General features: G+C 65.1%; 29 protein-coding genes and 3 tRNA genes. 9 read left to right on the forward strand and 23 right to left on the reverse strand.

Going from position 1 to position 22,896, the window contains the following annotated elements; translation table 11 throughout:
• Positions 1-49 precede the first annotated feature (49 nt).
• The 6 genes from AC3QL2_RS03370 (at position 50) to AC3QL2_RS03395 (ending at position 4,158) form a co-directional block, all read left to right on the forward strand.
• A complete protein-coding gene (locus AC3QL2_RS03370; RefSeq protein ID WP_493234005.1) occupies positions 50-373 on the forward strand; it encodes a DUF6156 family protein in 324 nt (107 codons plus the stop codon).
• Positions 374-391: 18 nt separating this feature from the next.
• Entirely contained in the window at positions 392-646 is a 255-nt protein-coding gene (locus AC3QL2_RS03375; RefSeq protein ID WP_493234007.1) for a hypothetical protein, read from the forward strand.
• Entirely contained in the window at positions 643-1,035 is a 393-nt protein-coding gene (locus AC3QL2_RS03380) for a thioredoxin family protein (RefSeq protein WP_493234008.1), read from the forward strand. Before AC3QL2_RS03375 ends, AC3QL2_RS03380 begins: the two co-directional genes overlap by 4 nt.
• A gap of 29 nt (positions 1,036-1,064) precedes the next feature.
• Entirely contained in the window at positions 1,065-1,475 is a 411-nt protein-coding gene (locus tag AC3QL2_RS03385; RefSeq protein WP_493234009.1) for an HIT family protein, read from the forward strand.
• 102 nt (positions 1,476-1,577) lie between these two features.
• Positions 1,578-3,098, forward strand: coding sequence for a cyclic nucleotide-binding domain-containing protein (locus AC3QL2_RS03390; protein ID WP_493234011.1), 1,521 nt, complete (start codon positions 1,578-1,580; stop codon positions 3,096-3,098).
• Between the two features lie 34 nt (positions 3,099-3,132).
• Complete coding sequence (locus AC3QL2_RS03395) at positions 3,133-4,158, forward strand: class I SAM-dependent rRNA methyltransferase (RefSeq protein WP_493234013.1); 1,026 nt, start codon at positions 3,133-3,135, stop codon at positions 4,156-4,158.
• 52 nt (positions 4,159-4,210) lie between these two features.
• Here the strand turns inward: AC3QL2_RS03395 and ylqF are convergent, their stop codons facing one another.
• Positions 4,211-5,134, reverse strand: a complete 924-nt coding sequence (ylqF, locus tag AC3QL2_RS03400; RefSeq protein WP_493234015.1) for a ribosome biogenesis GTPase YlqF — start codon at positions 5,132-5,134, stop codon at positions 4,211-4,213.
• Between the two features lie 83 nt (positions 5,135-5,217).
• Between ylqF and AC3QL2_RS03405 the strand changes: the two genes are divergently transcribed.
• From AC3QL2_RS03405 to AC3QL2_RS03415, 3 genes are read left to right on the forward strand one after another with little or no spacing between them, the layout of a single operon-like run.
• Entirely contained in the window at positions 5,218-5,781 is a 564-nt protein-coding gene (locus AC3QL2_RS03405) for a DUF1415 domain-containing protein (RefSeq protein ID WP_493234017.1), read from the forward strand.
• Complete coding sequence (locus AC3QL2_RS03410; RefSeq protein WP_493234019.1) at positions 5,768-6,643, forward strand: class I SAM-dependent methyltransferase; 876 nt, start codon at positions 5,768-5,770, stop codon at positions 6,641-6,643. Before AC3QL2_RS03405 ends, AC3QL2_RS03410 begins: the two co-directional genes overlap by 14 nt.
• A complete protein-coding gene (locus AC3QL2_RS03415; RefSeq protein ID WP_493234021.1) occupies positions 6,637-7,308 on the forward strand; it encodes a hypothetical protein in 672 nt (223 codons plus the stop codon). The genes AC3QL2_RS03410 and AC3QL2_RS03415 overlap by 7 nt, the downstream gene beginning before the upstream one ends.
• On the opposite strand, the gene AC3QL2_RS03420 is transcribed toward AC3QL2_RS03415, so the two are convergent.
• The 22 genes from AC3QL2_RS03420 to rpoE all read right to left on the reverse strand — a co-directional run bounded on the left by AC3QL2_RS03420 (position 7,293) and on the right by rpoE (position 22,703).
• Positions 7,293-7,751: a DUF4124 domain-containing protein gene (locus tag AC3QL2_RS03420; protein ID WP_493234023.1), complete on the reverse strand. Its 459-nt coding sequence runs from the start codon at positions 7,749-7,751 to the stop codon at positions 7,293-7,295. The genes AC3QL2_RS03415 and AC3QL2_RS03420 overlap by 16 nt on opposite strands.
• A gap of 91 nt (positions 7,752-7,842) precedes the next feature.
• Positions 7,843-7,980 carry a hypothetical protein gene (locus tag AC3QL2_RS03425; RefSeq protein ID WP_493234024.1) on the reverse strand — a complete coding sequence of 46 codons (138 nt, stop codon included), beginning with the start codon at positions 7,978-7,980 and terminating at the stop codon, positions 7,843-7,845.
• 207 nt (positions 7,981-8,187) lie between these two features.
• Positions 8,188-8,263: transfer RNA gene (locus tag AC3QL2_RS03430), tRNA-Gly, on the reverse strand.
• Positions 8,264-8,270: 7 nt separating this feature from the next.
• Positions 8,271-8,344, reverse strand: a tRNA-Cys gene (locus AC3QL2_RS03435).
• Positions 8,345-8,386: 42 nt separating this feature from the next.
• A tRNA-Gly gene (locus AC3QL2_RS03440) sits at positions 8,387-8,462 on the reverse strand.
• Positions 8,463-8,520: 58 nt separating this feature from the next.
• Positions 8,521-9,093 carry a CDP-diacylglycerol--glycerol-3-phosphate 3-phosphatidyltransferase gene (gene pgsA, locus AC3QL2_RS03445; RefSeq protein ID WP_493236191.1) on the reverse strand — a complete coding sequence of 191 codons (573 nt, stop codon included), beginning with the start codon at positions 9,091-9,093 and terminating at the stop codon, positions 8,521-8,523.
• A gap of 15 nt (positions 9,094-9,108) precedes the next feature.
• Positions 9,109-10,845, reverse strand: coding sequence for an excinuclease ABC subunit UvrC (gene uvrC, locus AC3QL2_RS03450; protein WP_493236190.1), 1,737 nt, complete (start codon positions 10,843-10,845; stop codon positions 9,109-9,111).
• A gap of 74 nt (positions 10,846-10,919) precedes the next feature.
• Complete coding sequence (gene nagZ, locus AC3QL2_RS03455) at positions 10,920-11,957, reverse strand: beta-N-acetylhexosaminidase (protein WP_493236189.1); 1,038 nt, start codon at positions 11,955-11,957, stop codon at positions 10,920-10,922.
• A complete protein-coding gene (gene acpS, locus AC3QL2_RS03460) occupies positions 11,954-12,331 on the reverse strand; it encodes a holo-ACP synthase (RefSeq protein WP_493236188.1) in 378 nt (125 codons plus the stop codon). Before acpS ends, nagZ begins: the two co-directional genes overlap by 4 nt.
• Positions 12,328-13,089: a pyridoxine 5'-phosphate synthase gene (locus tag AC3QL2_RS03465; protein ID WP_493236187.1), complete on the reverse strand. Its 762-nt coding sequence runs from the start codon at positions 13,087-13,089 to the stop codon at positions 12,328-12,330. The genes acpS and AC3QL2_RS03465 overlap by 4 nt, the downstream gene beginning before the upstream one ends.
• Positions 13,086-13,823, reverse strand: coding sequence for a DNA repair protein RecO (recO, locus tag AC3QL2_RS03470; RefSeq protein WP_493236186.1), 738 nt, complete (start codon positions 13,821-13,823; stop codon positions 13,086-13,088). Before recO ends, AC3QL2_RS03465 begins: the two co-directional genes overlap by 4 nt.
• Before the next feature lie 12 nt (positions 13,824-13,835).
• Positions 13,836-14,744, reverse strand: coding sequence for a GTPase Era (gene era, locus AC3QL2_RS03475; RefSeq protein ID WP_493236185.1), 909 nt, complete (start codon positions 14,742-14,744; stop codon positions 13,836-13,838).
• Positions 14,741-15,412: a ribonuclease III gene (gene rnc / locus AC3QL2_RS03480; protein WP_493236184.1), complete on the reverse strand. Its 672-nt coding sequence runs from the start codon at positions 15,410-15,412 to the stop codon at positions 14,741-14,743. Before rnc ends, era begins: the two co-directional genes overlap by 4 nt.
• Before the next feature lie 6 nt (positions 15,413-15,418).
• A complete protein-coding gene (locus AC3QL2_RS03485) occupies positions 15,419-15,745 on the reverse strand; it encodes a DUF4845 domain-containing protein (protein WP_493236183.1) in 327 nt (108 codons plus the stop codon).
• Positions 15,746-15,786: 41 nt separating this feature from the next.
• Positions 15,787-16,575, reverse strand: coding sequence for a signal peptidase I (lepB, locus tag AC3QL2_RS03490; protein WP_493236182.1), 789 nt, complete (start codon positions 16,573-16,575; stop codon positions 15,787-15,789).
• A 30-nt stretch (positions 16,576-16,605) separates the two neighbouring features.
• Positions 16,606-18,402: a translation elongation factor 4 gene (lepA, locus tag AC3QL2_RS03495; RefSeq protein ID WP_493236181.1), complete on the reverse strand. Its 1,797-nt coding sequence runs from the start codon at positions 18,400-18,402 to the stop codon at positions 16,606-16,608.
• A 69-nt stretch (positions 18,403-18,471) separates the two neighbouring features.
• The gene (locus tag AC3QL2_RS03500; protein ID WP_493236180.1) at positions 18,472-18,723 is read right to left on the reverse strand and encodes a glutaredoxin family protein; all 252 of its coding nucleotides are present in this window, start codon (positions 18,721-18,723) and stop codon (positions 18,472-18,474) included.
• Positions 18,713-20,146, reverse strand: coding sequence for a DegQ family serine endoprotease (locus AC3QL2_RS03505; RefSeq protein ID WP_493236179.1), 1,434 nt, complete (start codon positions 20,144-20,146; stop codon positions 18,713-18,715). Before AC3QL2_RS03505 ends, AC3QL2_RS03500 begins: the two co-directional genes overlap by 11 nt.
• Complete coding sequence (locus AC3QL2_RS03510) at positions 20,143-20,601, reverse strand: SoxR reducing system RseC family protein (RefSeq protein WP_493236178.1); 459 nt, start codon at positions 20,599-20,601, stop codon at positions 20,143-20,145. Before AC3QL2_RS03510 ends, AC3QL2_RS03505 begins: the two co-directional genes overlap by 4 nt.
• The gene (locus AC3QL2_RS03515; protein ID WP_493236177.1) at positions 20,601-21,566 is read right to left on the reverse strand and encodes a MucB/RseB C-terminal domain-containing protein; all 966 of its coding nucleotides are present in this window, start codon (positions 21,564-21,566) and stop codon (positions 20,601-20,603) included. The genes AC3QL2_RS03510 and AC3QL2_RS03515 overlap by 1 nt, the downstream gene beginning before the upstream one ends.
• Positions 21,563-22,099: a sigma-E factor negative regulatory protein gene (locus AC3QL2_RS03520; RefSeq protein WP_493236176.1), complete on the reverse strand. Its 537-nt coding sequence runs from the start codon at positions 22,097-22,099 to the stop codon at positions 21,563-21,565. The genes AC3QL2_RS03515 and AC3QL2_RS03520 overlap by 4 nt, the downstream gene beginning before the upstream one ends.
• A 4-nt stretch (positions 22,100-22,103) precedes the next feature.
• Positions 22,104-22,703 (reverse strand): RNA polymerase sigma factor RpoE, encoded by a 600-nt coding sequence (gene rpoE / locus AC3QL2_RS03525; RefSeq protein WP_079435684.1) that lies wholly within the window; start codon positions 22,701-22,703, stop codon positions 22,104-22,106.
• Between the last annotated feature and the right edge of the window lie 193 nt (positions 22,704-22,896).

Consider the following 22,896-nt stretch of genomic DNA (forward strand, 5'->3'; position numbering starts at 1 on the left):
GCAGCGCGTCATAATGGCGGGACACCACCCACACCCGCCTTATGACGCCATGAGCACCGAATCCGCCAGCACCGTCCGTCACTTCGTCACCTACAGCGGCGTCAGCCTGCCGCTGAACCTCACCTCGCCGCTGGAAGACGCGGACCTGCGCAACCGCATCACCTTCTACCGCGCCTACTACGACGCGGCCGACCGCATGACCACCTGCGAGAAGGTCGTCTACGGCGAGATCGAATCCGCCCACCACTACAGCTACTACCCGAGCGGCGCCCTGCAGCAGGCCAAGGTCGTGCAGGTGATCGACGAGGAAACCACGCTGATGGACTACGCCGAGGACGGCACCCTGCTCTCCTCGACGACGCTGGACGACTGAGCGGCGCGGAACTTCGCCTTGGCCACCCAGTCTGCAGAACGTCGCCGCTGCCTCAGCTGCAACCGCTGGGGCGGTGAACGGCTGCCCGGTGCCGAGCCCGACACCGTCGAATACGATGAGGACAACGACCGCGGCCCCTGCCAGGAAGGCCCCTGGCACGGCACCAGCCGCCGCGGCCCGCGCAACGCCTGCGGCCAGTGGCTGAAGTGGATCGCCCTGGAAAGCGCCCCGGCGGCGCCCGCCCCTGCCCCTCCGGACCACACCGACCCATGACGACCCCAACCGACACGCCCGAATTCCTCGTCGCCTGCCTGTGCGCCGCCTGGTGCGGCACCTGCCGCGACTACCGCGCCGGCTTCGAAGCCATGGCCGAACACTTCCCGAACGCCCGCTTCCTGTGGCTCGACGTGGAAGACGAAGCCGACCTGCTCGATGACTACGACGTGGAGAACTTTCCCACAGTGCTGATCCAGCGCGCCGAGGACGTGCTGTTCTTCGGTACGATGCTGCCACACCACCACCTGCTGCAACGCACCGTCGAGACCTTCCACGCCCAGAGCCCGGAAGAAAGCCACCACTACGCCCACTCCGACCCCTTGCGCAAAAGCTGGCAAAACGAATACAACCTGCGCAAGGCACTGGCCGACAGAGCCGACGACTGAGTACAAGAACACATCAAGAGGAGAGAGACATGGACGACTGCATTTTCTGCCGCATCGTGCGCGGCGAGTTGCCCGCATCGAAGGTTTATGAGGATGAGCACACCCTCGCCTTCCTGAACATCATGGCCGGCAACCCGGGCCATACGCTGGTCATCGCCAAGCCCCACCGGGAGAACATCTACACGCTGGAGGACGAGCTCGCCGAGGCGGTGTTCCGCACCACTACGCGGGTTGCCAAGGCGGTGCGGGAAGCCGCCGGCTGCGAAGGCGTATCCCTGTTCCAGGCCAACGAAGTGGCCGGCGGGCAAACCGTCTTCCACTTCCATCTCCACGTGCTGCCCCGCGTCACCGGCGACAAGCTGCCGGGCGTGTGGCCGGCCACCACGCCGAGCCGCGTCGAGCTCGACGAGATGGCGGCCCGCCTGCGCGCAGCACTCTAGCCCCCGCCGAACGCCGCCGGCCCCGCCCCTCGCGAGAGGCGCGGGGCTGTTTTCCATTGCCTCACCGATCATGATGCCGCGCCAGAGTGGCATCCCGAGACCATGCACATTCCCCTGCTGAGCCCGGAGGCACCCTTCGCCATCTTGCTGATGCTCGTCAGCGGCGCCCTGATCTTCGGCCCGCTGCGCAGTTGGCGGCGCTCCCTCGTCAATACCGGCGTGTTCTTCACCGCCTGCCTGCTCGGCGACCTGCTGGCCGGCAGCCTGGAAGGCCACGTGGAACCCGCCGCACTGCACTGGCTGCGCCAGATGGCGGTGTTCGGCGAAGGGCTGGCGGTGATCCGCTACCTGGGCCTGGCCCTGTTCGACGTGGTGCTGCCGCGGGTCGGCATCCGCATCTCCGGCATCCTCGGCGACATCCTGGTCATCGTAGGCTACGTGGCCTGGGCCTTCCTGCGCCTCAACCTGGCCGGCATGCAGCTGTCCCACCTGCTGACCACCTCGGCAGTCCTCACCGCCGTGGTCGCCATCTCGATGCAGGAAACCCTCGGCAACCTGCTCGGCGGGCTGGCCCTGCAGATGGACAACTCCCTGGAGATCGGCGACTGGATCCAGATGGACGACCTCGCCGGCCGCGTCAGCGACATCCAGTGGCGCTACACCGCCATCATCTGCCGCAGCGGAGAGCGGGTGCTGGTCCCCAACAGCCATCTGATGAAGAACCGCTACGCGCTGATCTGCAACAAGCGCCAGACCCTGCCGCTGCAACGGCGCAGCGTCGGCTTCGACGTGGATCTGTCGGTACCGCCGGGCCGCGTGACGGGCACCGTGCTGCAGGACATCTCCACTGCCCGCATCCCCAATGTCAGCGCCACGCCGGCGCCCCAGTGCCTGCTGCTCAACTTCGGCCCAGGCTATGCCCATTACGCGGTGCGTTACTGGCTGCTCGATCCGGGGCCCGACGAATCGACGGACTCGGAAGTCCGCCACCACATCCTCGCCGCGCTGCAGCGGGAGGGGCTGCGCCTGGCGGTCAGCGACCAGACGATCCACCTGGTGGCCGAAGGCGAAGCCCACCGGGAAGAGGTCCGCGCCCGCGAGCTGAACCGCCGCCAACAGGCCATCGCGCAGATCGACCTGTTCTCGCGCCTGTCCGAGGCGGAGCAGCTGGAACTGGCCGGCCGCCTCGTCAACGCGCCCTTCGCCCGCGGCGACATCATGACCCGCCAGGGCGCCATCGCTCACTGGCTGTACATCATCGTCAGCGGCGAAGCCGAAGCCTGGTGGCAACCCACCGACGGCAGCCCGCCGCGCCTGCTCGAAAAGCGCGGCCCGGGCAGCGTCTTCGGCGAGCTCGGCCTGATGACCGGCGCACCGCGCCGCGCGACGGTGGTTGCCGCCACCGACATCGAGGCCTACCGTCTCGACAAGGCCGGCTTCGAGCACATCATCCGCAGCCGGCCTGAGCTCGCCGAGGGCATGTCGTCCATCCTCGAAGAGCGCCTAAGCCATTTCCATGCCCTGGAAAGGGGGTATGCTGAGGACAAAACCGGCCAGAATGCCAACCGGGGCTCGGAAGTTGCCGCCCTGGGCAAAAAGATCCGAGAATTCTTCGGTCTCTGAGCCATATAACAACGTCACTACGCGATCCACCACCATGCCAGAACGCTCCGCCACCCTCGCCCCTGCCCTGGCGCAGGCCCTCACCCTCCGCAGTGAATTGATCGCCCGCCTGGAAGCCGAACAGACCAACGCCTACCGGCTCTTCCACGGCACAACGGAAGGCCGTCCCGGCCTCACCGTCGACCGCTACGGCGACCTGATCCTCGTGCAGAGCTTCCACAGCCCGCTGAGCGTGGCCGAAGAAGAAGCCGTCACGGCCTTCTATGCGGAAGCCTGTGCGGGGCTAGACCTGGTCTACAACGACCGCAGCCACTCCAACTCGCGCGTCAGCAATCCGCTGCCGCCCGCCCAGCTGGCCAAGGCCGAAGCCCTGCGGGAGTTCTCCGAACTGGGGGTCAAGTACAACGTACAGGCCCGCCACGCCGGGCAGGATCCGTGGCTGTTCCTCGACCTGCGCGCCGCACGCCGCAAGGTGATGGCCGAAGCCGCTGGCAAATCGGTGCTCAACGTGTTCGCCTACACCTGTGGCGTCGGTGTCGCTGCCGCCAAGGCCGGCGCCCGCCATGTGGTGAATGTGGACTTCGCCGAATCCAGCCTGTCGGTCGGCAAGGCCAATGCGCGCCTCAACGAACTGCCGATCCGCTTGCGCTTCGTGAAGAGCGACGCCTTCGCGGCGATGCGCCAGCTGTCCGGCATCGGCCAGCCGAAGGTGGTGCGCGGCAAACGCATGCCGCCCTTCCCGGAACTGGAGAAACACAGCTTCGACGTGGTCTTCCTCGACCCGCCCCGCTACGCCAAGAGCGCCTTCGGCGTGGTGGACCTGGTCAACGACTACCCGGCCCTGCTCAAGCCGGCCCTGCTGTGTACGGCCGAAGGCGGCGCACTGGTGTGCTGCAACAACGTCGCCCAGGTGGACCGCGACGCCTGGGCCGACCAGCTGGTGCGCAGCGCCCGCAAGGCCGGACGCGAGGTACGCGCGCTGGAATGGATCACGCCGGAGGAGGATTTCCCGAGCACGGACGGCAATCCGCCGCTGAAGACGGTGCTGCTGCGGGTTTGAGTCCGCGCGGATTCGGCCCGCAAACTGCGGGTTCGAATCCTTCCCTGGCCGCTTATTCGTCCGCGTCCGGGTCCCGCTCGTCTTCCTTCGCCGCCGCCGCGGCGGCCCGCATGGCGGCGTGGGCCTCCATCATGGCCGCACGGGTCGTCGGCGTTTCCAGGCTGACGCGGCCGAGGGCACCGTCGCGGTAGTCCTGCAGCAGGATCAGCGACGCCTTCTCGATGTCCAGCGCCCCGCCCTTCAGGCGGCAACCGCGGCGCTGGGCGATCGCCTCCACCAGCGCCGGGCCGTCCAGGCCATCGACAGCCACGCCATAGCGCTTGGAAACCAAGGCCGGATAGCGCGCCAGCAGCAGGTCGCCGAGGAAGTTCGCCACCTCCTCGTCGATCACCGCGTTGCGGCCGATGGCGTGGCTGGCGGCCAGCATGAAGCCGTCGGAATCGTGCTCGATCTTCGGCCACATCATGCCCGGCGTGTCGATGAGGGTCGCCGTCGGCGACAGGTCGAGGATCTGCTGGCTCTTGGTCACCGCCGGCTCGTCGCCGACCTTGGCCACGCGCCGCTTCAGCAGCGCGTTCATCAGCGTCGACTTGCCCACGTTGGGGATGCCCATGATCATCATGCGCAGCGGCTTCAGGCGATCGTTGCGGTGCGGCGCCAACGGCCGGCACAAGCCGACCACCTTGGCCACGTCGCTGGGCTTCTTGCACGACAGCGCCACCGCATTGACGCCCTTCTGGGCGTTGTAGTGGGCGATCCACTGGGCCGTCACCGCCGGATCGGCGAGGTCGGCCTTGTTGAGGATCTTCAGGCACGGCCGCTGGCGATGCAGGCGCAGTTCGCGGATCATCGGGTTGCTGCTCGCTTCGGGCAGGCGGGCGTCGAGCACCTCGATGACCACATCGATGCGCTCCATGCTCTCCGCCGCCTTCTTGCGGGCGGACGTCATGTGACCGGGAAACCACTGGATGGACATGGGCGTGCGTTGAATCAATGAAAGCCCGCCATTATCAGGGCAAAATGGCGTCCCTCGAAGGAAATCCCCGGAAACACCGCACCATGAACCACGAAGAAATCATCGCCGCGACCCGCGAATGGATCGAGAAGGCCGTCATCGGCCTCAACCTGTGCCCGTTCGCCAAGTCGGTCTACGTCAAGAACCAGGTCCGCATCGTAGTCAGCGATGCCCGCCACCTCGACGCCTTCCTTGAGCAACTGGACGAGGAACTGGACCATCTGGCGTCAGTGGATCCCGAAGTCACCGATACCACGCTGCTGGTGCATCCGACGCTGTTCCCCGACTTCCTCGACTTCAACGACCTGGTGCAGATCGCCGACGAGGCCGTCAGCGAGCACGAACTGGACGGCGTGCTGCAGATCGCCAGCTTCCACCCGGACTTCCAGTTCGAAGGCACCGAGGCGGACGACATCACCAACTACACCAACCGCTCGCCCTACCCGACGCTGCACCTGATCCGCGAAGCGAGCATCGACCGCGCCGTGGAAGCCTTTCCGGAAGCCGAGATGATCTACGAGCGCAACATGGAAACCCTGCAGAAGCTCGGCATCGCCGGCTGGAAGGCCCTCGGCCTGGCCGAGTCCAAGAAGCATGGCCAGGAATAAGCCCGCCGCGGGCGCGGCCCGCCCGGCTACCGACGCCAGGCCGGCGGTCCATCCGGAGATCCGCCCCGGCCAGTCGATCGAGCTGCTGAAGGAACTACACATCCTGACCCGCGACGGCCAGCTCAACCAGGACAGCCGGCGCAAACTCAAACAGGTCTATCACCTGTACCAGTTCATCGAGCCGCTGCTCGCCGAGGTGCTGGAGCAGCACGGTGACCTGAGCCTCGCCGACCACGGCGCCGGCAAGTCCTATCTGGGCTTCATCCTCTATGACCTGTTCCTCAAGGCGAAAGAGGCCGGCACAGTGTTCGGCATCGAGACCCGCGCCGAGCTGGTCGCCCGCTCCCGCGAGCTGGCCGAGCGGCTGAGCTTCCCGCGCATGCGCTTCCTGGACGTGAGCGTCGAGGAATCCACCCGCTCCACCGAGCTGCCCGAGCGCATCGACGTGGTCACCGCGCTGCACGCCTGCAACACCGCCACCGACGACGCGATCCAGTTCGCCTTCGCCAAGAAGGCCCGCTTCGTGGTGCTGGTGCCCTGCTGCCAGGCCGAGGTGGCCAGCGTGCTGCGCCAGAACAAGAACGCCAGCTTCGGCATGACGCCGCTATCGGAGATCTGGCGCCACCCGATCCACACGCGGGAATTCGGCAGCCAACTCACCAACGCGCTGCGCTGCCTGCAGCTGGAAGCCCACGGCTACCAGGTCACGGTGACCGAGCTGGTCGGCTGGGAACACTCGATGAAGAACGAGCTGATCATCGCCCGTCACACCGGCCAGCCGCGCAAGAACGCGATGGAGCGCATCGAGGCGATCCTGGCGGAACTCAACCTCAACGAGCTGCGGAGCCGCTTCGCGTGCTGAGCGCCGGGCTGGCAGCGGCAGCGGCGCTACTTGTCGCCGTTGCGCCGCGGCTGCCACGCCTGCGCGAGCGCTACGACGACACGGCGCTGCAGCCGATCACCGGCCAGCCCACGGGCGATGCCGGCCCGGCGCCGCTAGATGCAGCACTGCAGGATTGGGTCATGGAAGGTGCCGGGTCAGGCTCCACGCTGCTGCCCTGGCGCTTTCCCGCCGCGCCATGCCCGCTGGCCTGCGCCGTCATCAGCCCGAGGCAGCGGCATCGCGTGCATGCCTTCGGCTACCGCCTGGCCGGCTATCACCAACTCGACACGCGCAGCCGCTTCGGCGGCATCGCCTACCGGATCGGCGTACAACTGCGTCCGCTGCTGTGGTTCCTGCCACGGCGGAACGATGAGCCGTGGGACGACGCCTGGCTGACCGACGTGGATGAAACCCGCCTCTCCGCCTTGGCCGATTGGCGACCGCGGCGCCCGACGCTGATCGTGCTCGATGCGGCCGCAGCCGGCTTCGCGCCGCGCGTCATCGATGCGCTCAACGCGGGAATCAGCCGCAACGGTCATCAACAGCCGGTCCGCCTGCTGATCCTCGGCGACATCGACCACCAGGACGCGGCCTCCGCCGCTTACCGGGATTTCCGCGACCAGCCCGATCAACGGAACGGATAAGCGTTCATCTTTCCGAGAGTGTCCTTCTGGACGGGCTTCGGCTTGGGCTGCACCGGCTTGACCGGCGGCCAGCGACGGCCATAGATGGAGGCAGGATAAACCGCGCTCCAGTGCTCAGCGTCATCCTTGCCCTGTTCGCGCTGCTGGGCCTCTGCCCGCCTTTCCGCATCCAGGCTGCGCTGACGCTCGGCCGCCTCGGTACTGCGCCGGGCATCCAGCGCATGTGCATCATCGAGCAGACGCTCGCCACGCCGGCGCGCTTCCGCCTCCTCCTGCGGAGTCAGGGGTGGCGGCACCTCGACGGCCTGCACCCGGCTATCGGCAGCGCAGGGCCCATCGGTGTAGGTCACCCGGCCATCGCTGCCGACACATTTGAAAACGGCCAAAGCCGGCCCCGCCAGCACCACGCCCAGCAGCCCCGCCCAAATCTGCGTGCCACGCATGAATTCCTCCCGTCACCGCATCCAGTTTGAAGACTAGATCCATTCTGCACGGCTGACGAGCATGGCGCTCACGGACGGAACACCCGCAGGGCTAGGCCTCCTGAACCCCGTCCACGTCCGGAACGAAAAGCAGCGAACGCCATTCGTCGTCGAGCAGGAAACTCTCCGCATCCGGGCCACAGATCCACCGCACCCAGCGCCGCACCGCGGCCAACAGGAAACGCCTCATCTTCATCTCCCACCGATCTTGCCGATCCGGGCAAGGGAACGCCCGTGATGACGATGGTAGGCAAATCCGGTGACAGCTCTCTTGCAGAATCGCTGCGGGCGAATGAAGGTGTCGTGCCGCGCCCGCGCGCTGCCGGCGGGTCTATCGCCACAAGCGGCAGACGAACGAAAACGGGGAAACCGATCACTCGTTTTCCCCGTTGCATTCTGGAGCGGCAGAAGAGTCTCGAACTCTCGACCTCAACCTTGGCAAGGTTGCGCTCTACCAACTGAGCTACTGCCGCGTACTACTGGAGGCGCGAGCCGGAGTCGAACCGACCTACACGGATTTGCAATCCGGTGCATAACCGCTTTGCTATCGCGCCTTAAATCAATCGGGGAAGCAGGTTTTGCTTCCCCGTAAAATCTGGAGCGGCAGAAGAGTCTCGAACTCTCGACCTCAACCTTGGCAAGGTTGCGCTCTACCAACTGAGCTACTGCCGCGTGACAGACCGCCATTATAGGCAAAATTTCTTGTCTGTCAAATTAAACCGCAATCTTTCTACTGGCTGCGCTTGATCAGCTCCGGCCACGCACAGCGCATGTAGTAGCCCATGGACCACAGTGTCAGCACCGCGGCCACGTAGATCAGCAGCGTGCCGATACCCATGCTGTCGAAGCCGAGGATCGGTGCCTGGAACAGCAGCAGTGGAATCGCCGACATCTGGGCTGCCGTCTTCAGCTTGCCGACGAAGGCCACAGCCACGCTGCCGGCCGCCCCGACCTTGGCCATCCACTCGCGCAGCGCCGAGATGGTGATCTCCCGACCGATGATGACCAGCGCGATCAACGAATCGACGCGGCCGAGGTGCACCAGCACGATCAACGCCGCCGCCACCATCAGCTTGTCGGCCACCGGATCGAGGAAGGCGCCGAAGGCCGAGGTCTGCCCCAGACTGCGCGCCAGGTAGCCGTCGAACCAGTCAGTCACCGCCGCAGCGACGAAGGTCAGCGTGGCGACCAGGTTCTTGTCGCCCGGGGACATCACGCTTGCGGGAAGGTAATAGATGCCGACGAAAAACGGGATCAGGGCAATGCGTGCCCAGGTAAGCGAATTGGGAATATTGAAGAGCATGTCGGCGTTCACTGGCTATCGCAGTGAATTGTATATCTGTTCGGCCAAGTGCCGGTTGATACCCTCGACACGGCAGAGGTCTTCTACCGTGGCATTGCGCACACCGTCCATGCCACCGAAGGCCGCCAGCAGCTTGCGCCGCCGGGTCGGGCCGACGCCGGCGATGTCTTCCAGGCGCGAGGTATTACGCGTCTTGGCCCGCCGCGCGCGGTGGCCGGTGATCGCAAAACGGTGGGCTTCGTCGCGGATTTCCTGGATCAGGTGCAACGCCGGCGCGTCCGGACGCAAATGTACGGGCTCGCGGCCGTCCGGAAAGACCAGCTCTTCCAGCCCCGGCTTGCGGCTCTCGCCCTTGGCGACGCCGAACATCGTGATGGCTTCCAGGCCGAGTTCGGCCAGCACTTCCTTGGCCACGCCCATCTGGCCCTTGCCGCCGTCGATGAGGATCAGGTCCGGCTGCACGCCCTCCCCGGCCGCCACCTTCTCGTAGCGCCGGGTCAGCGCCTGGCGCATCGCCGCGTAGTCATCGCCGGGGGTGATGCCACTGATGTTGTAGCGGCGGTACTCGGACTTCTTCATCGCCTTGCCGTCCCACACCACGCAGGAAGCCACCGTGGACTCACCCATCGTGTGGGAGATGTCGAAACACTCGATGCGGTTCGGCGTGTCGGCCAGGCCGAGGGCATCGCGCAGGGCATCGAGGCGCTGTTCGCCGCGGGCGGACTCCTGCTCCCGTGCCAGCAAGGCGAGGCCGGCGTTGTTCTCGGCCATGCCCATCCAGGCCCGCTCGTTCTCGTAGCGCGCTGCCATCACCACCACCTTGCCCTCGACGACCTCTTCGAGAGCCTCCTTGACAGTGGCAGGCTCGAGATTGACGAGGATCTTGCCGGGCAGCGGCTGATCCAGATAGTGCTGCTCGACGAAGGCCACCAGCGCGTCCAGCGGCGTGCAGCCCTGGGCGTTGCTGGGGAACAGTGGCCGGTCGCCAAGGTGCCGGCCGCCGCGGATCATCGCTAGGTTGACGCACACCAGCCCGCCCCGCTCTACCGCCGCGACGACGTCCACGTCCTCGTCCTTGGCGCTTTCGACGAACTGCTTGTGCAGCACGGCCTGCAGGTTGCGGATCTGGTCGCGGTACATCGCCGCCTTCTCGAAGGCCAGCGCGTCGGAGGCGTCCTGCATGCGCTTCGACAGGTCGTCGATCACGTCGCCATGGCGGCCGTTGAGGAACAGGCTGGCCATCTGCACGTCGGCCGCATAGGCGTCCTTGTCGATGAGCCCGACGCAAGGCCCGGTGCAGCGCTGGATCTGATGCAGCAGACAGGGCCGCGAGCGGTTGCTGAAGGTGGAGTCCTCGCAGGTGCGCAGGCGGAAGATCTTCTGCATCAGGTGCAGGCTCTCCCGCACCGCCCAGCTGTTGGGAAACGGCCCGAAGTAGCGCACGCCCTTCGCGAAACCGCCGCGGTGATAGTAGATCTGCGGGAAGTCGCCGCCGGACAGCGCGATGTAGGGATAGGACTTGTCGTCCCGGAACAGGATGTTGTACTTCGGCCCAAGGCTCTTGATGAGATTGTTCTCGAGGATCAGCGCTTCGGCCTCGGAACGGGTGGCGGTGGTGTCCACCCGCTGCACCTGGCTCACCATGATCGCGATGCGCGGGCTCAGCTGGGTGCGCTGGAAGTAGGACGACACCCGTCGCTTGAGGTTCTTGGCCTTGCCGACGTAAAGCACCGCCTCGTCGGCGCCGATCATGCGATAGACCCCGGGCTCCTCGGTCAGCGTGCGCAGAAAGGCCTTGGCGTCGAAGCTCACGGCAGGGGTCCAGATCAGGCCAGCGCCAGCACGGCGTCGCGAGCAGCGCGGTAATCGGCCCAGTCGGCCAGTGCGGCCGGCGTCGCCGGAGCACTGCCGGCCCGCGGACGGAGCGCGGCAATGCGCGCGGCGCTGCCGGCATCGACCACCGGATGCCATGCATCGAGCAGACGCACGGCGAGTTCGGGCCGGTTGCACACCAGCACCATGTCGCAGCCGGCGCCATGGGCGGCTTCGGCGCGGGCAACGATGTCGCCCGCCACACTTGCGCCTTCCATCGTCAGGTCGTCGCTGAAGATCACGCCGCCGAAGCCGACGCGCTGGCGCAGCACGTCTTGCAGCCAGAAGGGCGAGAAGCCGGCCGGACGCGCGTCGATGTTGCGGTAGATCACGTGGGCCGGCATCACGCCGCCCAGCTCGCCGGCCAGTTGCAGGAAGGGCTGCACGTCCTCGGCCCACACGACGTCGAAGCTCCGCTCGTCGACCGGGATCGCCACGTGGGAGTCCGCTTCCACCGCGCCATGCCCCGGAAAATGCTTGCCGACCGCCTTCATGCCCGCCGCGGCCAGGCCACCGACGACTGCACGGGCGAGTTCAGTAGCCACCTCAGGCTGGCGGTGGAAGGCCCGATCTCCGATCACCGCGCTGACTCCATAATCCAGGTCGAGAACCGGCGCGTAGCTCAGGTCCACATCATGGGCGCGCAGCTCGGCCGCCAGCACCAGGCCGGCCTGGCGCGCCGCGGCACGAGCGGCCGCGGGATCGCTGTCCCACAACTCGCCGAAACGGCGCATCGCCGGCAGGCGCGTGAAGCCCTCGCGGAAACGCTGCACACGTCCGCCTTCGTGGTCCACCGAGATCACCAGGCCCGGGCGCACCGCGCGGATCGCCGCGGTCAGCGCCCGTAGCTGTTCCGGCTCGGCGTAATTGCGGGCGAACAGGATCACCCCGCCGACCAGCGGGTGCTGCAGGATCTCCCGCTCCTCGGCGGTGACTTCGTGCCCGACCACGTCGAGCATGATCGGACCGGGCGGGGTATGGGATGGCTTCATGGCTTCTCGATGACAGCAAAGGCGACGACGTAATCGGTTTCGTCGGAAAGACTCAGATGGGCGACCAGCCCACGTTCCTGCAGGTAGTCCGCCAGCGCGGGCGCATATTCGAACACCGGCTTGCCCAACGCATCGTGGCCGACCCACAGCGCATGCAGCGTGGCCGGCGCGGCAACGCCGATGCCGAGGGCCTTGCCGAAGGCCTCCTTGGCGGCGAAGCGCTTGGCCAGCAGGCGGGCCGGGGCACGCGCCTGCGTGAAGGCATCCCGCTCGGCGTCGGCCAGGATGCGCGTGGCAAAACGTTCGCCGTGGCGGGACAGGGCCTCTTCCATGCGGGCGACCCGCACGATGTCGGTGCCGACGCCGTAGATCACGGCCGTACGCCGCGCTCCGCGGCTTCCCGCATCAGGCGCTTCATTTCCCGCACCGCCTCGCGCAGGCCGGTAAACACCGCGCGGCTGACGATGGAGTGGCCGATGTGCAGTTCGCGGATGCCCGGCAGGCGGGCGATCGGCTGGATGTTGTAATAGTTGAGGGCGTGGCCGGCGTTGAAGCGCATGCCAAGGCCACGGATCGCCTCCCCCGCCGCGGCGATCTTGGCGATCTCGGCCAGCACGGCAGGACTTTCCGCGTCCCGCCCGGCCGCATGGAAGGCATGGGCATAAGGCCCAGTGTGGATCTCGCAGACCCGCGCCCCGATGCGTGCGGCGGCCTCCACCTGGGCAGGCTCCGCATCGATGAAGACGCTGACGATGATGCCCTGATCGGCCAGCCGCGCGACCGCCTCCTTCAGCCGGGCCTCCTGGGACACAATGTCGAGACCGCCCTCGGTGGTCACCTCGTGGCGGCCTTCCGGCACGAACATCGCCATTTCAGGCTTCAAGCCACAGGCAATGCCGACCATCTCATCAGTGGCAGCCATCTCCAGGTTGAGCTTGATCTGCGTGAGCTCACGCAGTTTGCGCACATCGGCGTCCTGGATGTGGCGGCGGTCTTCGCGCAGGTGCACGGTGATGCCGTCGGCGCCGCCGAGATGGGCCTCCACCGCAGCCCACGCGGGGTCGGGCTCCCAGGTGCGACGGGCTTGGCGCAGGGTAGCAACGTGGTCGATATTGACGCCGAGTTCGATCAAGACGGATCTCCGGGAAAGGCTAAGAGTTCGGTGAAGACGCGGCGGGACTGCAGCACTTGCCCGCCGAGGTAATACTGGATCAGGCGGCGCATCAGGGCCTTGCTCTGGGCGAGGGTCTCCGGATGGCGGAAATTGCCCTGCGTCATGTCGAGCAGCGTACGCCCGCTGACGGTCACGGCGTCGTCGGCGACTTCATCACCCACCTGCACAACGCCGCGTTCGGTTATATAAGTGTAGAAAGCATCGGGCCGGACGGGGGTTCCGTCCTGTTCCATATCCAGGCTGAGGCCGTAGCCGAGCTCCTGCAGCAAGGCCAGTTCGAAGCGGCGCAGCACGACCTCCTGGGATTCGTTGGCGGCCAGCGCCCGCAGCGCCTCGCCATAGGCCTTGTGGAGCGCCGGATGGGCGTCTTCCCGCGGCAGCAGGCGCATCAGCAGTTCATTGGCGTAGTAGGCGCACAGCAGGGCCTGACCGCCCAGCAGCGGCTGGCCACCCTGCCATTCGGCACGCACCAAGGTCTTCATCTCGCCGCCGCCGCTCCAGTCGATCAACAGCGGCTGGAAGGCCATCAGCACTCCGCGTAGCTGGGACATCGGCCGCCGTGCGCCCTTGGCGACGAGTCCGACGCGGCCGTAGTCGCGGCTAAACACCTCGACGATCAGGCTGGTCTCCCGGTACGGATAGCTGTGCAGCACGAACCCCGGCTGCTGGTCGACGCGCGGCCTGGCGCTCACGGGGAAAGCGGCTTATTCGTAGCCGAGGCTCTTCAGAGCCCGTTCGTCGTCAGCCCAGCCGCTCTTCACCTTGACCCACACCTCCAGGAAGACCTTGGATTCGAAGAGCTTTTCCATTTCGACGCGGGCTTCGGTGGCTATGCGCTTGAGGCGCTCGCCGCCCTTGCCGATCACCATCGCCTTGTGGGGCGCCTTGTCGACGATCACCGCCGCGTTGATCCGGCGCAGGCCGGGCTCGGCCTCGAACTTCTCGATCTCCACCGCGATGCCGTAAGGCAGTTCTTCGCCGAGCTGGCGGAACAGCTTCTCGCGCAGGAATTCGGCGGCCAGGAAGCGCTCGCTGCGGTCGGTGATGTCGTCCGCATCGAAGATCGGCTCGCCTTCCGGCAGGTAAGGCGCGGCGGCCTTTAGCAGTTGGTCGGTATTGCGGCCCTTCTCGGCGCTGACCGGCACGATCTCGGCAAACGGATAGATCGCACTCACCTTCTGCAGGAAAGGCAGCAGACGCGCCTTGTCCTCCAGCATGTCCACCTTGTTGACGACCAGGATCACCTTGGCGCCTTCCGGCAGCAACTTGACGACCTGCTCGTCCTCGGGGCCGTAACGGCCGCTCTCGATGACGAACAGCACCAAGTCTACGTCGGACAGCACCTGCGTGACGGTGCGGTTCATGGCCCGGTTGAGGGCATTCTTGTGACGAGTCTGGAAACCCGGCGTATCGACGAAAATGAACTGCGAGGCGCCCTCGGTCAGCACGCCGGTAACCCGGTGGCGGGTCGTCTGCGCCTTGCGCGAGACGATGCTGATCTTCTGGCCGATCAGCCGGTTGAGCAGCGTGGACTTGCCGACGTTGGGGCGCCCGACGATGGCCACGAAGCCGGTCCGGAAAGCGGACTCGGCGGGAGATTGAATGTCACTCATTGCTTCGGTAGGAGTTCCAGCGCCCGCTGGGCGGACTGCTGTTCGGCAGCGCGGCGACTTACGCCGATGCCGCGGGTCTTGAGGCCGAGGCCGGCGACTTCGCACTCGACCTCGAATTCCTGTTGATGGGCTTCGCCGCGGGTGTCGGCGAGGGAATAACGTGGCAGCGGCATGCGCTTGCCCTGCAACCATTCCTGCAGCGCGGTCTTCGGATCCTTCAGCGCACGGGCCGGATCGAGGTTGGCGATCGACGCTTCGTAGAGTCGGTCGATGACCACCTTGGCCGTCTCGAAACCCGCGTCCAGGAAGACCGCCGCGAAGATCGCTTCAAGCGCGTCGGCGAGGATGGACGGACGACGGTGCCCGCCGCTCTTCAGCTCCCCTTCTCCGAGGCGCAAGTAATCTCCGAGCTTCAGGCCGTCAGCCAGGCGGTGCAGGGTTTCCTGGCGAACAAGGTTGGCGCGCAGGCGCGACATGTCCCCTTCGCGCAGCTCGCTGAAACGGCCGAACAAGGCTACCGCCGTCACGCAATTGAGGACGCTGTCGCCGAGGAACTCCAGCCGCTCGTTGTGAGGAGAGCCGAAGCTGCGGTGAGTCAGCGCCTGCTCCAGCAATTCAATTCGGGAAAAGCGATGGCCGATGGCCTTTTGCAACACATCCAGCTTCATGACGGATTACTTGCTGACCGAGCTGGCGGAAAAATCGACGAGCAGACTGACGTTGGAAAACAGCGGAACCTTGCGGGAGTATTCCACCGAAATCACGATGTGGCCGCCCTCCTTGGTGATGTCGAGATCGGCGGCGGAGATACTGGTGATCTCGTCGACGATGGCACGCTTGGAGAAATCGCTGCGCAACTGGGTCACCGTTGCCGTCATCGGGTCCGCACCGCCCGCCACCGCGGAGATGGCCCGCTTGATACCGAAGTACTCACTCACCACCGGTACCATCTTGAAGGCGACCAGCAAACAGGCGCCCAGCAGGGCGCCGACAAGAAGCACTCCGATCAGGCTCAGGCCCGATTGTCTCTTTCGCGTCATCATCAATGGAAGCTACCGATACGTTTGAGGTCGCTGAAATTGAACCAGATGAAGAAGGCCTTGCCGACGATGTTCTCTTCCGGCACGAAGCCCCAGCCCCGGCTGTCGAAGCTGCCGTCCCGGTTGTCGCCCATCATGAAGTAATGACCGGCAGGTACCGTGCAGGACACGCCGCGGCTAGTATAGGTGCAGTTCTCGCGGAACGGGTACTGGGTGACCTGGGAAACGAAGGCCGGCGCCTCGTTCTCGACGATGATGTTGTGCTCCACGTCGCCGAGCTTCTCGGTGAAGCGCGGCGAGTAGTACAGCCGGTCGGCGTGCAGGTAGTCGCCCGCCGGCTGCTGCGGCATGGCCTGGCCGTTGATGGTCAGTTTCTTGTCGAAGTACTGCACCTTGTCGCCCGGCAGGCCGACGACCCGCTTGATGTAGTCCAGCGACGGATCACCGGGGAAGCGGAAGACCATCACGTCGCCGCGCTTGGGCTCATTGACGGCGATCACCTTCTTGTTGATGACGGGCAGGCGGATGCCGTAGGTCCATTTGTTCACCAGGATGAAGTCGCCAACCAGCAGCGTCGGAATCATCGAGCCGGACGGAATCTTGAACGGCTCGACGACGAAGGAGCGCAGGCAGAACACCACCAGGATCACCGGGAAGAAACTCGCCCCGTACTCCACCCACCATGGCGACTTGGCCCCGATCGCCCGCCGCTTGCTGGCCACGAAGTGATCAAGCGCCCACAGGACGCCGCTGAGCACCAACAGAACAAACAGAATCAACGCGAAATTCACGCCTGCACTCCTGAACCGGCCAGCGGCCGGTTATTTGCCTTCATCGACCCGCAGCACGGCCAGGAAGGCCTCCTGCGGAATTTCCACGTTGCCGACCTGCTTCATGCGCTTCTTGCCCTCTTTCTGCTTCTCGAGGAGCTTCTTCTTCCGCGTGATATCGCCGCCGTAGCACTTGGCCAGCACGTTCTTGCGCAGAGCCTTGATGGTCTCGCGAGCCACGATGTTGGAACCGATCGCGGCCTGGATGGCCACGTCGAACATCTGGCGCGGAATCAGCTCACGCAGCTTGGCCACCAGTTCGCGGCCGCGGTACTGGGAGTTGGCCCGGTGCACGATGATCGACAGCGCATCGACCTTCTCGCTGGACACCAGCACGTCGAGCTTGACCAGGTCGGCCGCGCGGTATTCCTTGAACTCGTAGTCCAGCGACGCGTAGCCGCGGGAAACGGACTTCAGCTTGTCGAAGAAGTCCATCACCACTTCGTTCATCGGCATGTCGTAGATCAGCTGCACTTGGCGGCCGTGGTAGAGCATGTCCACCTGCGCGCCGCGCTTCTGGTTGCACAGCGTGATCACCGGACCCACGTACTCCTGGGGCAGAAAGATGACGGCCTTGATGATCGGCTCGCGCACCTCGTCCACCTTCGACAGATCGGGCAGCTTCGACGGGTTGGAAATCTGCTCGACGGTGCCGTCCTTCATCAACACTTCGTACACCACGGTCGGCGCCGTGGTGATGAGGTTCATGTTGAACTCGCGTTCCAGACGCTCCTGCACGATCTCCATGTGCAGCAGGCCAAGGAAGCCGCAGCGGAAACCGAAGCCCAGCGCCTGGGAGACTTCCGGCTCGAACTGCAGGGAGGCGTCGTTGAGGCGCAGTTTTTCCAGCGACTCGCGCAGCTGGTCGTACTCGTTGGACTCGACCGGATACAGGCCGGCGAACACCTGCGGCTTGATCTCCTTGAAGCCGGCCAGCGGCTCGGTGGCCTTGCGGTTGGCCAGCGTGATGGTGTCACCGACCTTGGCCGACTTGAGTTCCTTGATGCCGGCGATGATGAAGCCCACCTGACCAGCGGACAGGCTTTCGCGCTGCAGGGACTTGGGCGTGAACACACCGACCTGCTCGCACAGGTGCTGGGCGCCGTTGGACATGAACAGGATTTTGTCCTTCGGGCGGAGAGTGCCATCCACCACCCGCACCAGCATCACCACGCCCACGTAGTTGTCGAACCACGAGTCGATGATGAGGGCCTTCAGCGGCGCATCGGGATCACCCTTCGGCGGCGGAATGCGGGCAATCACGGCTTCGAGGATGTCCTCGACGCCCATGCCGGTCTTGGCCGAACACGGGATCGCGTCGGTCGCATCGATGCCAATGACGTCCTCGATCTCCTGCTTGGCACCATCAGGATTGGCCTGGGGCAGATCCATCTTGTTGAGGACCGGTACCACCTCAACGCCCTGGTCGAGCGCCGTGTAGCAGTTGGCCACGGTCTGCGCCTCGACGCCCTGGGAGGCGTCCACCACCAGCAGGCCGCCTTCGCAGGCCGCCAGCGAACGGGAGACTTCATAGGAGAAGTCCACGTGTCCCGGCGTGTCGATGAGATTCAGGTTGTAGATCTGGCCATCGCGGGCACGGTAGTCGAGCGCCGCGGTCTGGGCCTTGATGGTGATGCCACGCTCACGCTCGATATCCATCGAGTCGAGCACCTGGGCTTCCATCTCCCGTGAGGAGAGACCACCGCAAAGCTGGATGATCCGGTCGGCCAGCGTAGACTTGCCGTGGTCGATATGGGCAATGATCGAAAAGTTTCTGATGTGTTGCATGTCGGCCATGAAAAAGGGTGCCGGTGGGCACCCTGAATAAATTTTGTTTGCCTGGCAAAGACTTGGATTCTAACCGATACGCCGGAAATGAGCACGGACCGCCGCTTCGTCGAGGAAGTAATGACACAGTTCGGTCTCGCCCGCCAGCACCACTGGCACCTTTTCGCTCCACACTTCCTCGAGCTCCGGAAAGGCATCCACGTCCACCACCTCAATGGCAAAGCCCAGTTCCTGCTGCAAGGGCGCCAGCGCATCGACAAGATCGTGGCACAAATGGCACCACTCCCGGCTCAGGACAGTCAGCGTGTGTTCAGCGCTCAATCGTTCTCACCGGCACGAAGGTCTGGAAATCGCCGCGCAACACCAGCAGGGTCACGGTCTGCCCCGCTTCGAGGCCGGCAACAACCTTGTTGAAATGATCCACCGAGCGGATGTCAGTACGCCCGCCCTTCACCACCAGCGCCAGGATCGCGTCGCCGGACTGGATTTCGGAGGCCCGCGCCGACGCACTGCGCAGCGCATCGACGACCACCCCGCCACCGGCAAAACGGGCATCGCGCTTCTGTTCGGCACTGGGCTCGACGACCAGGATGCCCAGCTTGTTGGGCGAGCTGTCCGGCCGGGCGACCTTGCCCGCGACCTTGCGCACCTTGTCGTCGGGCAACTCGGCCACCACGACGGACAGATCGCGCGTCACGCCCTTGCGCCACACCTGCAGCGGAACCTTGTTACCCGGCCGAGTGCTGCCGACAGCCCGCGGCAAATCGCCCGACACGCCGATCGTCCGGCTGTCGAAACGCAGGATGATGTCGCCCTGCTCGATGCCGGCCTTCTCCGCCGGGCTACCCTTTTCGACGGAACTCACCAGCGCGCCGACCGGCTTGCCCAGCCCGAAGCTGTCGGCCAGTTCGCGGGAGACCTCCTGTATGACGACGCCGACGCGCCCGCGCTGCACGCGGCCATTGCTGCGCAACTGGCCTTGCACCTCCATCGCCACATCGATGGGAATCGCGAAGGATAGACCCATGAAACCGCCGGTACGGCTGTAGATCTGGGAGTTCATTCCGACGACCTCGCCCTTCATGTTGAACAGCGGGCCACCGGAATTACCGGGATTGATCGCCACGTCCGTCTGGATGAAGGGCACGAAGCTTTCCTGCGGCAGGGAACGCCCCTTGGCGCTGACGATACCGGCGGTCACCGAATTCTCGAAACCGAAAGGCGAACCAATGGCCACAACCCAGTCGCCGACCCGCAGCCGGGAAGGATCACCCAAGGTGACCTTGGGCAGGCCGGTGGCCTCGATCTTCAGCAGCGCCACGTCGCTGCGCGGGTCCGCCCCCATCAGGTGGGCTCGGAACTCGCGCTTGTCGGTCAGCTTGACGATGATCTCGTCAGCACCTTCGACAACGTGCGCATTGGTCAACACGTAGCCGTCCGGGGAGACGATGAAACCGGAGCCGAGGGAACGGTTGTCCGGTTCGACCCGAGGCGCGCCCGGATGACGGGGCATGAAGCGCCGGAAGAAGTCGAACATCGGATCGTCCTCATCCAGACTCGGCACCGGCCCCTTGCCCTGGCGCACCGCCTGGGTGGTGCTGATATTGACGACCGCCATGCCCTGGCGCTCGGCCAGCTCGGCAAAATCCGGTAGATCCCGCGACAACGCAGCAGCCGGCACACTGCCTGCCAGCAGACATCCCGCCACCAGCAGTGCACGACAACACTGGAGCACGGCCTTCATTGCCCGCATGCTCCTGCCTGATCCGCCCCCCCGCGCACCAGGCGCATGGGCAGATCCTGCTGCATTCCACGACTCCGCCGACGCCCCCACGCGGCGGCAGCCAAACCGCCGGCCAACGCCCCCAGCGCGGCCAGCAGATCGGCACTGCCGTCCTCCGGGGCCACGACGGCGCCGCAAACAGCTCCGGTGATGACGCCCAGCACCGGCCAGCCGTAGGCGCACAACGCAGCCTGCAAGGGCACGCGATCGTCGATGACGACGCCGACCGATTCACCAGGATATGCCTCGATGTCGTTGACCACCCTCACGCTCCGACTGATCGGCGCCAAGGGGCGAGCAAGATTGACGCCGCCACAGCCTCCCGGCTCGTTGCAGCGACCGCAGCCCTGGGCCACGGACACATCCACCCACGCATAGCCGGCATCCAGCCGCTGGACGACACCATTGACCCGCATCAGCGCTTCCGCATCTCCACGCCATCGGCGATGCGCACCAGCGCCTGCTGCGGCACCTCACCCAGCACGGTGATCAGGTGATCGGACACCGTGCGGCGGAAGATGTTGAACGCCCCGGACGAACTCATCCCGCTCTGCAGGTTGTTCTTGGCCGGCATGGGCTCGATGAACACGGAAATCGCCGCGAGGCCGTCGGAAAACACCACGTGATAGGCCTCGCCGCGCTCCTTGCGCCCCTGACGGGCCACCGACACGACCTGACGGAAACCGGGGATGGCGTTCTTGAAGACCCAGCCGGTATCTTCGACCTTCACATCGCTGCCGCGCGCGTTGACCACCTTCCAGTCGCTCGAGCGCACGAAGCGGGGCTTGACTTTCTCCTTGTCGAACGGGGCGCCCACCTGGACTTCGGTAAAGGCGAACTGCTCGATGTTCTCGCCCTTCTCACCGACCAGACGCGCCCGCAGCAGCAGGCCGGAACCCACGTCGGCCCAGAACTGGTGGCCGAAGCGCATGTCATCCTTCGGCTCAAGGATGATCTGCTGGCTCTCCATGCCGACGATGCGGACCATCTCGCCCTTGCGGATGCGATAGTGCTCTGCCAGCGCGCTGGGGGATTGCGGCAGGCGTGCAGGGAAACTGCGGCGCGCCGTCGATTGGTCGATGATCAGGAGCTTCTGGTCGGGCAAAAAGCACTGCACCTCTTCGTTGTTACGCACCACTTCGCGCGGACTGCCATCGAGCGCTTCGAGCTTCTCGTATTCGCCACTGCCGTCCACCAGGTGGGCAATGCGCGACGTCTCGACGTTCTTGCCGCTCTGGTACGTGAAAGTACCCGTGTAATTGAGCTTGTGGGCCGCATTGGAAATGCGTGCAAGCCAGCTGAGCGGATCTGTCGGAACGTCGGCCAGGGCGGAGCCACTCCATGCCCCCAGCGCCACCAGGCAACAGAAAAAATGCTTCATCGCTGGCTGGCCACCTGGGTATCCGAAACGGTACGCACATACAGGGCCACGCCCGGCATGGCCGCCGACGGCGCCAATGCCTGATGGGCGAACAGATATTCACGCTCCGACATTTCACTGTTGGCGGCCAGCTTGGCCGGCGCCCGGTCCAACGCCACCGCCGCAATGGGCGCCTTCTTGGCCTGGGCCATCTGCAGGGCATCCTGGCCGGAACCGTTCAGGTTCATCGCCACCCAGCCGACAGCCGCCACCCCCATCACAGACGCCGCGATAGGCATCAAATGACGGACCCAGCTTCCCCCGATTTCACGCTTCGGCGGCGCCAGAACGGTAGGTTCGTCATCCAGGCACAGCATCACATTACGAGTGAAGTCCGACGACAGGACCTGCTCATCGCGCAACAGATCTCCGATCAGGCAATAGTTCTCCCACTCCTGACGCAATGTGCCGTCCCGCTTAAGGGAATCGAACATCCGCGTCGTCGCATGCTCGTCGAGCGCGCCGTCGAGCAGGGCAGAAACCTTTTCTTTCATCGTCTTACCACCTTTTATTCGGAGCCGTATCGAGCAACGGCTTGAGCTTTTCAGAAATTGCTTCCCGCGCGCGGAAAATCCGCGAACGGACGGTGCCGATAGGGCACTCCATGATCGTGGCGATCTCCTCGTAACTCAGGCCTTCGATCTCGCGCAGGACTATCGCCGTTCTCAATTCTTCAGGCAGCGCCTCCATGGCCACATTGACGGTGTCGCCAATCTGCTTGGTCATCAGGAGGCGTTCCGGCGTATTGATGTCTCGAAGCTGGTCCCCTTCCTCGAAAGTCTCGGCCTCTTCGGAATCGAAATCGGTCGTCGTGGGCGCGCGCCGCCCCTGCGAAACGAGAAAATTCTTGGCAGTGTTGATCCCGATGCGGTAAAGCCACGTGTAAAAAGCGCTGTCCCCACGAAACGACGGCAAGGCACGATAGGCCTTGATGAACGTCTCCTGGGCGACATCCTCCACTTCGGCTGGATCTCGGATCAATCTCGACAACAGACGGGCAAGCTTGCGCTGATACTTGGAAACAAGCAGGCCAAACGCCTGTTTGTCGCCGCGCTGCACACGCTCGACCAACTGCTGGTCAATTTCGCGATCGCTCATGGTCGGGAAACAAATATCTTCGTAGTCGTGACCTGAAGGGTCACCGGCCCAGAAGTATATCCCGAGAGCCGCCAAAACCTGGCCAAAGTACCTCCTAGACCCTGCCGCATCCGTATAGTTCAGTCGTCCTCAGGGTTGTTTTGCGACTAACTGCACGTGCTATAGTCGGCCCTTCGCAAAACAGCCCACCGCG

It is taken from the genome of Zoogloea sp. GW822-FHT05C07 (assembly GCF_058800215.1).

What these genes read in the sequence shown, in the direction of transcription:
- AC3QL2_RS03370 (WP_493234005.1), top strand. Translation starts at nt 50, where the DNA reads ATGAGCACCGAATCCGCCAGCACCGTCCGTCACTTCGTCACCTACAGC.
- AC3QL2_RS03380 (WP_493234008.1), top strand. Translation starts at nt 643, where the DNA reads ATGACGACCCCAACCGACACGCCCGAATTCCTCGTCGCCTGCCTGTGC.
- AC3QL2_RS03385 (WP_493234009.1), top strand. Translation starts at nt 1,065, where the DNA reads ATGGACGACTGCATTTTCTGCCGCATCGTGCGCGGCGAGTTGCCCGCA.
- AC3QL2_RS03390 (WP_493234011.1), top strand. Translation starts at nt 1,578, where the DNA reads ATGCACATTCCCCTGCTGAGCCCGGAGGCACCCTTCGCCATCTTGCTG.
- AC3QL2_RS03395 (WP_493234013.1), top strand. Translation starts at nt 3,133, where the DNA reads ATGCCAGAACGCTCCGCCACCCTCGCCCCTGCCCTGGCGCAGGCCCTC.
- ylqF (WP_493234015.1), bottom strand. Translation starts at nt 5,134, where the DNA reads ATGTCCATCCAGTGGTTTCCCGGTCACATGACGTCCGCCCGCAAGAAG.
- AC3QL2_RS03405 (WP_493234017.1), top strand. Translation starts at nt 5,218, where the DNA reads ATGAACCACGAAGAAATCATCGCCGCGACCCGCGAATGGATCGAGAAG.
- AC3QL2_RS03410 (WP_493234019.1), top strand. Translation starts at nt 5,768, where the DNA reads ATGGCCAGGAATAAGCCCGCCGCGGGCGCGGCCCGCCCGGCTACCGAC.
- AC3QL2_RS03420 (WP_493234023.1), bottom strand. Translation starts at nt 7,751, where the DNA reads ATGCGTGGCACGCAGATTTGGGCGGGGCTGCTGGGCGTGGTGCTGGCG.
- AC3QL2_RS03425 (WP_493234024.1), bottom strand. Translation starts at nt 7,980, where the DNA reads ATGAGGCGTTTCCTGTTGGCCGCGGTGCGGCGCTGGGTGCGGTGGATC.
- pgsA (WP_493236191.1), bottom strand. Translation starts at nt 9,093, where the DNA reads ATGCTCTTCAATATTCCCAATTCGCTTACCTGGGCACGCATTGCCCTG.
- uvrC (WP_493236190.1), bottom strand. Translation starts at nt 10,845, where the DNA reads ATGATCGGCGCCGACGAGGCGGTGCTTTACGTCGGCAAGGCCAAGAAC.
- nagZ (WP_493236189.1), bottom strand. Translation starts at nt 11,957, where the DNA reads ATGAAGCCATCCCATACCCCGCCCGGTCCGATCATGCTCGACGTGGTC.
- era (WP_493236185.1), bottom strand. Translation starts at nt 14,744, where the DNA reads ATGAGTGACATTCAATCTCCCGCCGAGTCCGCTTTCCGGACCGGCTTC.
- rnc (WP_493236184.1), bottom strand. Translation starts at nt 15,412, where the DNA reads ATGAAGCTGGATGTGTTGCAAAAGGCCATCGGCCATCGCTTTTCCCGA.
- lepA (WP_493236181.1), bottom strand. Translation starts at nt 18,402, where the DNA reads ATGCAACACATCAGAAACTTTTCGATCATTGCCCATATCGACCACGGC.
- AC3QL2_RS03505 (WP_493236179.1), bottom strand. Translation starts at nt 20,146, where the DNA reads ATGAAGGCCGTGCTCCAGTGTTGTCGTGCACTGCTGGTGGCGGGATGT.
- AC3QL2_RS03510 (WP_493236178.1), bottom strand. Translation starts at nt 20,601, where the DNA reads ATGCGGGTCAATGGTGTCGTCCAGCGGCTGGATGCCGGCTATGCGTGG.
- AC3QL2_RS03515 (WP_493236177.1), bottom strand. Translation starts at nt 21,566, where the DNA reads ATGAAGCATTTTTTCTGTTGCCTGGTGGCGCTGGGGGCATGGAGTGGC.
- AC3QL2_RS03520 (WP_493236176.1), bottom strand. Translation starts at nt 22,099, where the DNA reads ATGAAAGAAAAGGTTTCTGCCCTGCTCGACGGCGCGCTCGACGAGCAT.
- rpoE (WP_079435684.1), bottom strand. Translation starts at nt 22,703, where the DNA reads ATGAGCGATCGCGAAATTGACCAGCAGTTGGTCGAGCGTGTGCAGCGC.